This window comes from Ruegeria sp. YKSF131, from assembly GCF_059612645.1.
On sequence record NZ_JBXWQZ010000024.1, the window covers coordinates 50,010 to 59,933 of the forward strand.

At 59.0% G+C, this 9,924-nt stretch carries 7 protein-coding genes; all 7 read left to right on the forward strand.

Features of this window, described 5'->3' with window-relative positions:
- Positions 1–12 precede the first annotated feature (12 nt).
- Positions 13–4,254 (forward strand): DNA-directed RNA polymerase subunit beta', encoded by a 4,242-nt coding sequence (rpoC, locus tag AC2FLZ_RS10855; RefSeq protein WP_480474064.1) that lies wholly within the window; start codon positions 13–15, stop codon positions 4,252–4,254.
- Between the two features lie 211 nt (positions 4,255–4,465).
- A complete protein-coding gene (locus tag AC2FLZ_RS10860) occupies positions 4,466–5,245 on the forward strand; it encodes a hypothetical protein (protein WP_480607052.1) in 780 nt (259 codons plus the stop codon).
- Between the two features lie 138 nt (positions 5,246–5,383).
- Complete coding sequence (locus tag AC2FLZ_RS10865; protein ID WP_480624209.1) at positions 5,384–6,253, forward strand: DMT family transporter; 870 nt, start codon at positions 5,384–5,386, stop codon at positions 6,251–6,253.
- 434 nt (positions 6,254–6,687) lie between these two features.
- A complete protein-coding gene (rpsL, locus tag AC2FLZ_RS10870) occupies positions 6,688–7,059 on the forward strand; it encodes a 30S ribosomal protein S12 (RefSeq protein WP_005621086.1) in 372 nt (123 codons plus the stop codon).
- A 15-nt stretch (positions 7,060–7,074) separates the two neighbouring features.
- Positions 7,075–7,545 (forward strand): 30S ribosomal protein S7, encoded by a 471-nt coding sequence (gene rpsG, locus AC2FLZ_RS10875; RefSeq protein ID WP_093964348.1) that lies wholly within the window; start codon positions 7,075–7,077, stop codon positions 7,543–7,545.
- Between the two features lie 18 nt (positions 7,546–7,563).
- Positions 7,564–9,681 (forward strand): elongation factor G, encoded by a 2,118-nt coding sequence (gene fusA / locus AC2FLZ_RS10880; protein ID WP_480474062.1) that lies wholly within the window; start codon positions 7,564–7,566, stop codon positions 9,679–9,681.
- Positions 9,682–9,741: 60 nt separating this feature from the next.
- A partial coding sequence (locus AC2FLZ_RS10885; protein WP_480545024.1) for a GTP-binding protein occupies positions 9,742–9,924 on the forward strand: 183 nt, incomplete at its 3' end.

Here is a 9,924-nt window from a genome sequence, read left to right on the forward strand (position 1 = left end):
TGAGGTATCAAAATGAACCAGGAAATCACCAACAACCCGTTCAACCCGCTGACGCCCCCGAAGGTCTTTGACGAAATCAAAGTCTCGCTGGCGTCGCCCGAACGGATCCTGTCTTGGTCCTATGGTGAGATCAAGAAACCCGAAACCATCAACTACCGGACGTTCAAGCCTGAACGTGACGGTCTGTTCTGTGCACGTATCTTTGGCCCGATCAAAGATTACGAATGTCTGTGCGGCAAATATAAACGGATGAAGTATCGCGGCGTTGTCTGCGAAAAATGCGGCGTGGAAGTCACCCTGCAAAAAGTCCGCCGCGAGCGTATGGGCCACATCGAACTGGCCGCGCCCGTTGCACACATCTGGTTCCTGAAATCGCTGCCGTCCCGCATCGGTCTGATGCTGGACATGACGCTGCGCGATCTGGAACGCGTTCTGTACTTTGAAAACTACGTCGTTATCGAGCCCGGTCTGACCGACCTGACCTACGGCCAGATGCTGACCGAAGAAGAGTACATGGACGCGCAGGATGCCTTTGGCATGGACGCGTTCACCGCCAATATCGGTGCCGAAGCCATCCGTGAGATGCTGGCCCAGATCGATCTGGAAGCCGAAGCCGAGCAGCTGCGCGCTGATCTGGCCGAAGCCACAGGCGAACTGAAGCCCAAGAAGATCATCAAGCGTCTGAAGGTTGTTGAATCCTTCCTCGAGTCGGGCAACCGACCTGAATGGATGGTCATGACCGTGATCCCGGTCATCCCGCCGGAACTGCGCCCACTGGTTCCGCTGGATGGTGGCCGCTTTGCGACCTCGGATCTGAACGATCTGTATCGTCGCGTGATCAACCGGAACAACCGCCTCAAGCGTCTGATCGAACTGCGTGCGCCTGACATCATCGTCCGCAACGAAAAGCGGATGTTGCAGGAATCCGTGGACGCTCTGTTTGACAACGGCCGTCGTGGCCGCGTGATCACCGGCGCCAACAAGCGCCCGCTGAAATCGCTGTCGGACATGCTGAAAGGCAAGCAGGGCCGCTTCCGTCAGAACCTTCTGGGGAAACGCGTCGACTTCTCGGGCCGTTCGGTCATCGTGACTGGTCCGGAGCTTAAGCTGCACCAGTGTGGCCTGCCCAAGAAGATGGCGCTGGAACTGTTCAAGCCGTTCATCTACTCGCGCCTTGAAGCCAAGGGTCTGTCTTCGACCGTGAAACAGGCGAAGAAGCTGGTCGAGAAAGAGCGTCCCGAAGTGTGGGATATTCTCGACGAGGTGATCCGCGAACACCCTGTCATGCTGAACCGTGCGCCGACGCTGCACCGTCTTGGCATTCAGGCGTTCGAACCGGTTCTGATCGAAGGCAAAGCCATTCAGCTGCACCCGCTGGTCTGTTCGGCCTTCAACGCCGACTTCGACGGCGACCAGATGGCTGTTCACGTCCCGCTGAGCCTTGAGGCACAGCTGGAAGCCCGCGTTCTGATGATGTCGACGAACAACGTTCTGTCGCCTGCAAACGGCGCGCCGATTATCGTTCCGTCGCAGGACATGATCCTGGGCCTGTACTATGTGTCGCTGGAACGTGCCGGCATGCCGGGCGAAGGCAAGGTCTTTGGTTCGATCGACGAAGTTCAGCACGCGCTGGACGCGGGTGAGGTGCATCTGCACACCAAAATCACAGCGCGGATCACGCAGATCGACGAAGAAGGCAACGAAGTTCAGAAGCGCTATGAAACCACTCCGGGCCGTCTGCGTCTGGGGGCCCTGCTGCCGATGAACAACAAGGCGCCGTTCGATCTGGTCAACCGCCTGCTGCGGAAGAAAGAAGTGCAGCAGGTGATCGACACCGTCTACCGCTACTGCGGTCAGAAAGAGTCGGTTATCTTCTGTGACCAGATCATGTCGATGGGCTTCAAAGAAGCGTTCAGGGCGGGCATCTCGTTCGGCAAGGACGACATGGTCATTCCTGATGACAAGTGGGGCATCGTTGATGACACCCGCGATCAGGTGAAAGATTTCGAACAGCAGTACATGGACGGCCTGATCACTCAGGGCGAAAAGTACAACAAGGTTGTCGATGCCTGGTCGAAGTGTAACGACCGCGTGACCGAGGCGATGATGAGCACCATCTCGAACGTCGCCAAGGCCGAAGACGGGTCGGACATGGAGCCGAACTCGGTTTACATGATGGCTCACTCCGGTGCGCGGGGCTCGGTCACTCAGATGAAACAGCTGGGCGGTATGCGGGGCCTGATGGCCAAGCCGAACGGTGACATCATCGAGACGCCGATCATCTCGAACTTCAAGGAAGGTCTGACCGTTCTTGAATACTTCAACTCGACCCACGGTGCCCGTAAAGGTCTGTCGGATACCGCTCTGAAAACCGCGAACTCGGGTTACCTGACCCGTCGTCTGGTGGACGTGGCACAGGACTGCATCGTTCGCGAGATCGACTGCGGCACTGAACGCGCGATCACGGCCGAAGCTGCGGTCAACGACGGTGAAGTTGTCGCCTCTCTGGCCGAGCGTATTCTGGGCCGCGTGGCTGCCGATGACATCCTGCGTCCGGGCACGGAAGAGGTGCTCGTGGCCGCGGGTCAGCTGATCGACGAACGGATGGCGGACATCATCGATGAGGCTGGCGTTCAGTCGACCCGTATCCGCTCGCCTCTGACCTGCGAGTCCGAGGAAGGCGTCTGTGCCACCTGTTACGGTCGTGACCTTGCTCGCGGTACCATGGTGAACACGGGTGAGGCTGTCGGCATCATCGCCGCCCAGTCCATCGGTGAACCCGGTACACAGCTGACGATGCGGACTTTCCACATCGGCGGTGTTGCGCAAGGTGGTCAGCAGTCGTTCCAGGAAGCAAGCCAAGCCGGCAACGTATCCTTCGAGAACCCGCAGATCCTGGTGAATGCCGCAGGCGAAAGTCTCGTCATGGGCCGGAACATGAAGCTGGTGATCAAGGACGATCACGGCGAAGAGCGTGCCAACCACAAGCTGGGCTACGGCTCCAAGCTGTTCGTCAAGGAAGGCGCGAAAGTGTCCCGTGGCGACAAGCTGTTCGAATGGGATCCCTACACCCTGCCGATCATCGCCGAGAAAGCCGGTACCACCAAATACGTCGACCTGGTTTCGGGCCTTGCCGTCCGTGACGAGACCGACGAAGCAACAGGCATGACCCAGAAGATCGTGATTGACTGGCGCGCGGCCCCCCGTGGCAGCGACCTGAAGCCCGAGATCATTCTGGTCGGTGACGATGGCGAACCGGTCCGCAACGATGCGGGCAACCCGGTTCACTATCCGATGTCGGTGGATGCGATCCTGTCGGTCGAAGATGGCCAGAAGATCGAAGCCGGTGACGTTGTTGCGCGTATTCCGCGTGAAGGTGCCAAGACCAAGGACATCACCGGTGGTCTGCCGCGTGTGGCCGAACTGTTCGAAGCCCGCCGTCCGAAAGATCACGCGATCATCGCAGAAGCCGATGGTTACGTGCGCTTTGGCCGCGACTACAAGAACAAGCGCCGCATCACCATCGAACCGGCTGACGAGTCACTGGAGCCCATCGAGTACATGGTACCCAAGGGCAAGCACATCCCTGTTGTCGAAGGCGACTTCGTACAGAAGGGCGACTACATCATGGACGGTAACCCGGCTCCGCATGACATCCTGTCCATCATGGGTGTCGAGGCGCTGGCGAACTACATGATCGACGAAGTGCAGGATGTGTATCGTCTGCAAGGCGTGAAGATCAACGACAAGCACATCGAAGTCATCGTGCGGCAGATGCTGCAGAAGTGGGAGATCCTGGATTCAGGCGACACCACCCTGCTGAAAGGCGAACATGTCGACAAGCAGGAGTTCGACGCAGCCAACGAAAAGACCATCGCTCGCGGTGGTCGTCCGGCACAGGGCGAGCCGATCCTTCTGGGGATCACCAAGGCCTCGCTGCAAACGCGTTCGTTCATCTCGGCCGCGTCGTTCCAGGAAACCACCCGCGTACTGACCGAAGCGTCCGTGCAGGGCAAAAAGGACAAGCTGGTCGGCCTGAAAGAGAACGTCATCGTTGGTCGCTTGATCCCCGCCGGTACCGGTGGGGCAACTCAGGCCGTCCGCCACATCGCGCAGTCGCGCGACAATGTGGTGATCGAAGCCCGCCGGGAAGAGGCCGAAGCGGCCGCTGCCCTGGCTGCGCCGATCATGGATGATGATCTGGTCGGGGATGAGCTGGATGTTCTGGTGGAAACACCCGAAAGCCGCGAGTAATCGCCCGATTGACAAGTTAAGGAAGGCCCCGCGATTTCGCGGGGCCTTTTGTTTTTGCAGGGTTGAAACGCGCGCCACACTTAGGGCAGTTCCAGACCACTGGCATATCGCGCTTGCTGTATGAGACCTGCAATAACAGCAGGGTTTTTCTGATTTAGGCTAAACTGTGCTACCATCCGTCTCGAATTCACACAGGTGACGGGGGTGGATGATGAGAGCTGTCACAAAGCTGTCGCGCGTATTTTCGGTTTTCGGTCTCGGCCTGATGGCCGCCTGCACGGATTATGCCTATGTGGGGATGCCGCCGGGCCAGCCATCGCGTGAGATCGTGATCCCGAACGGCACGACGCGCTTGATCCCGATATCCGGCTCGATCGTCGGGCTGGCTTATGATGAGCCGAGAAGGCGGATCTTTCTGCGCAATCTTCCCGGTACCCAGCTACAGGAGCTTGACCGAAATGGCCGTGTCCTGCGTACCTTTGCGGCACAGCGGGTTCCGGCCGGATGCGGTGGCATCACACCTGACGAGTTCCCCATAAAAGAATGCGGGCTGGCCATTCGGGGCGGCGACGGCCATCTTTTCCTCGACCATCCGAACGGGGTGATGATCGCGGAACTGACCCGCGACGGGCAATTCGTGCGCAACATAACCCTCAGCCAGCCACAGGGGCCGATTGGCGGGCTGGCCTTTGATGAAACGACCGGCACGCTTTATGTGCTGTTCATCCGCAATCGCCTGATCTCCGAGGTGGATTTGAACGGCACGGTTCTAAGGACGATCCGCGCGACCAATCCATCGGTCGGCGCAGCGGTGCAGATCGAACGCTTTGGCCTTGGCATCAACTCCAAACGCCGCGAGCTTTATGTCGCCCTTCAGAACGGCAACCAGCTTGGCGTTCTGGACATGTCCGGTGGGTTGATTGCAACGCACACGCTCAGCGCCGGGGTGGCTGTGGAAGGTATCGGAGGCGGCCGGGTATCCGGCCTCTGATAGGGGATCAGTCGGCGTTTTCGAAACGCTCCGCACGCGTCGGAGGGCAATTCTCGCGCTGATCTGATTTGATGCGTTGACAGGCGGCTGTCCGATTGGGCCAATGGCCCGATCACTCTGCGCAGGGCCATATCTGACATGAACCCAAACACCAAAGGTGCCTTGCTGATGATGGGCAGCATGGCGGCCTTCACCCTGAACGACACTTTGGTCAAGGTCGCGCTTCGGGAACTGCCTTTGTTCCAACTGGTGGCCATGCGGGGCGTACTGGCCGTTTTCCTTGTCTACGGTCTTGCCCGCTATCTGGGGGCGCTGCACCTCAATTTCTCAAACCACGACCGGTGGCTGGTTGCGCTGCGCAGCCTGGCCGAACTGTCGGCCACCTTCTTTTTCCTGACAGCGCTCAAGAACATGCCGCTTGCCAATGTGACGGCCATTCTGCAGGCGCTGCCCCTGACCGTGACGCTGGGCGCGGCGCTGGTCTTTTCCGAACAGGTCGGCTGGCGGCGCATATTGGCGATTGCCATTGGTTTTGGCGGCATGGTTCTGATCGTCAGACCCGGTCCTGACGGCTTCAGCCTGTATTCCATCTACGCGCTGATCGCAGTGGCTTCGATCACGGTTCGCGATCTGGTGACGCGACGCATGTCGCCCCAAGTTCCTTCAATGGTGGTGACACTGGCGACGTCTCTTTCCATCACGGTGGCCGCCGCGATTGCTTCGGTGTTCGAAGGATGGGTTCCGGTTTCCGGCGCTGCGGGTTCTTTGGTTGCAGCGGCGGCCGTGTTCGTCCTGATGGGCTATCTGTTCAGCGTCATGGTCATGCGTCAGGGCGATGTCGGGTTCATCGCGCCGTTTCGCTATTCCAGCCTGATCTGGGCCCTGGGGTTGGGCTGGGCCGTATTCGATGAATGGCCCGACGGCCTGACCATGCTGGGTGCGACACTGATCGTGGCCGCCGGACTGTTTACGCTGTTCCGGGAACGCGCGCGTCGGGAAGCGGCGTGAACCTGCGTGACAAAGCTCTGAACACTGGTTATCCGAAGGCGAAACCCGGCCTCCGGTTGCGGGTTCAGCTCAACATTGGCGCTTCTGGTGCAGGGCGGTTTTATGAACCCGGTTGAGCCTGCGCACCCATATCGGCACGGCCCGGATCAGCCAATTGCCGGGCAACCGGTATCGTGCTGTTGACACTCGGGCCGACTCCCCCTATTACGCGCGTCATCTCGGTGCCGGGGGCCGCCCCATAGCCGATTCCAGTAATGAGCTGGTCAAGGCCCGGACAATTTTGCAGTTCGCGCCCTCTGAGAAACAACCGCGACGTTCACCTCGGAATGGGAACGCTCGTGGGTTTTGCGCTTGTGGACGCATCAGCGCAGCGAAGTTAGCCGCACGCCAGTTGCGTGCATGTCATGTGTGTTGCAAACGGGGAAGAAACCGGAATGCCAACTATTCAACAGCTGATCCGCAAACCGCGGCAGCCCAAAGTAAAACGCTCGAAGTCCATGCACCTGGAGCAGTGCCCGCAGAAACGCGGCGTCTGCACACGTGTTTACACCACCACACCGAAGAAACCGAACTCGGCTATGCGTAAGGTTGCCAAAGTGCGCCTGACCAACGGGTTCGAGGTCATCTCGTACATCCCCGGTGAAAGCCACAACCTTCAGGAACACTCGGTTGTTCTGATCCGTGGCGGCCGTGTGAAAGACCTTCCCGGTGTGCGTTACCACATCCTGCGCGGTGTTCTGGATACTCAGGGCGTCAAAGACCGTAAGCAACGCCGTTCGAAATACGGCGCGAAGCGTCCCAAGTAAGAAGGAGAGGCTGATATGTCACGTCGTCACGCCGCCGAAAAACGCGAAGTCCTGCCTGACGCCAAGTTTGGCGATAAGGTTCTGACCAAATTCATGAACAACCTGATGATCGACGGCAAGAAGTCGGTCGCCGAGCGCATCGTCTACAACGCCTTTGACCGCGTCGAAAGCAAGATCAAGCGCGCGCCCGTCGAAGTGTTCCACGAAGCACTCGACAACATCAAACCGTCGGTCGAGGTTCGCTCGCGCCGGGTTGGTGGTGCAACCTATCAGGTTCCGGTCGAAGTCCGCCCCGAGCGCCGCGAAGCACTGGCCATCCGCTGGCTGATCACCGCTGCGCGCGGCCGCAATGAAAACACCATGGAAGAACGCCTCGCCGGTGAGCTGCTGGACGCTGTACAGTCCCGCGGTACCGCCGTGAAGAAGCGCGAAGACACCCACAAGATGGCCGAGGCGAACAAAGCCTTCAGCCATTACCGTTGGTAATCCCAGAGGCTTATCCAAATGGCACGCGAATATCCGCTCGAACTATACCGTAACTTCGGTATCATGGCGCACATCGACGCAGGTAAGACCACCTGCTCGGAGCGTATCCTGTATTACACTGGTAAATCCCATAACATCGGCGAGGTGCACGATGGTGCAGCCACCATGGACTGGATGGAGCAGGAGCAGGAACGCGGCATCACCATCACTTCGGCTGCAACTACCACCTTCTGGGAACGCACCGAAGACGGTCAGAATGCTGACACGCCTAAGCACCGCCTGAACATCATCGACACCCCCGGCCACGTTGACTTCACCATCGAAGTTGAACGCTCGCTGGCGGTTCTCGACGGTGCCGTCTGCGTTCTGGACGCAAACGCCGGTGTTGAACCCCAGACCGAAACCGTGTGGCGTCAGGCTGACCGCTACAAGGTTCCGCGTATGGTTTTCGTCAACAAGATGGACAAGATCGGCGCAGACTTCTTCAACTGCGTTCGCATGATCGAAGACCGCACCGGCGCACGTGCTGTTCCGGTTGGTATTCCGATCGGTGCCGAAACCGAGCTGGAAGGCCTGGTTGACCTCGTCACCATGGAAGAGTGGCTGTGGCAGGGCGAAGACCTTGGTGCAAGCTGGGTCAAAGCTCCGATCCGTGACAGCCTGAAAGACATGGCTGACGAATGGCGCGGCAAGATGATCGAAGCGGCCGTCGAAGAAGACGACGACGCGATGATGGCCTATCTGGAAGGCGAAGAGCCCGACGTTCCGACCCTGCGCAAACTGCTGCGCAAAGGCACGCTGGCGCTGCATTTCGTTCCGGTTCTGGGTGGCTCGGCGTTCAAGAACAAAGGCGTTCAGCCGCTGCTCAACGCTGTGATCGACTACCTGCCCAGCCCGCTGGACGTTGTTGATTACATGGGCTTCAAACCCGGCGACGAGGAAGAAGTTCGTAACATCGCACGTCGTGCCGATGACGACATGGCCTTCTCGGGTCTGGCGTTCAAAATCATGAACGACCCCTTCGTCGGTTCGCTGACCTTCACCCGCGTTTACTCGGGCACCATGCAGAAGGGCGACTCGATCCTGAACTCGACCAAAGGCAAGAAAGAGCGCATCGGTCGTATGATGATGATGCACTCCAACAACCGGGAAGAGATCGAAGAAGCGTTTGCAGGCGACATCATCGCGCTGGCGGGTCTGAAAGACACCACCACCGGTGACACACTCTGCGATCCGAAGGATCCGGTGGTTCTGGAAACCATGACCTTCCCCGATCCGGTGATCGAGATCGCGGTCGAGCCCAAAACCAAGGGCGACCAGGAAAAGATGTCTCAGGGTCTGGCCCGTCTGGCCGCCGAAGACCCGTCCTTCCGCGTGGAAACCGACCTGGAATCGGGTCAGACCATCATGAAGGGCATGGGCGAACTTCACCTGGACATCCTGGTGGACCGTCTCAAGCGCGAGTTCAAGGTCGAAGCCAACATCGGTGCGCCTCAGGTGGCTTATCGTGAAACCATCTCGATGCCGGTCGAACACACCTACACCCACAAGAAACAGTCGGGTGGTTCGGGTCAGTTCGCTGAAGTCAAGCTGGAGATCCAGCCCACCGAGGCGGGCGAAGGTTACTCGTTCGAAAGCCGCATCGTTGGTGGTGCCGTTCCTAAGGAATACATCCCCGGTGTTGAAAAAGGCATCAACTCGGTCATGGACAGCGGCCCTCTGGCTGGCTTCCCGGTGATCGACTTCAAGGTTGCCCTGCTGGACGGTAAGTTCCACGACGTCGACTCGAGCGTTCTGGCGTTCGAAATCGCGGCCCGTATGTGTATGCGTGAAGGCATGCGCAAAGCCGGCGCGAAGCTGCTGGAACCGATCATGAAGGTCGAAGTGATCACCCCGGAAGAATACACCGGCGGTATCATCGGTGACCTGACTTCGCGTCGGGGCCAGGTGTCGGGTCAGGAATCCCGCGGCAACGCAATCGCGATCGACGCGTTTGTTCCGCTGGCGAACATGTTCGGCTACATCAACACCCTGCGTTCGATGTCGTCGGGCCGTGCCCAGTTCACCATGCAGTTCGACCACTACGATCCGGTTCCGCAGAACATCTCGGACGAGATCCAGGCGAAATACGCATAAGCGACGATTTGAGGGAGCGCCGTTCCGGGGCTCCCTTCATTACAGAAAAAGGAGGCCATCATGGCAAAGGAAAAGTTTGAGCGTACAAAACCGCACGTCAACATCGGCACGATTGGGCATGTTGACCACGGCAAGACGACGCTGACCGCAGCGATCACCAAGTATTTTGGTGACTTCAAGGCGTATGACCAGATTGACGGCGCGCCGGAAGAGAAAGCCCGCGGCATCACCATCTCGACCGCG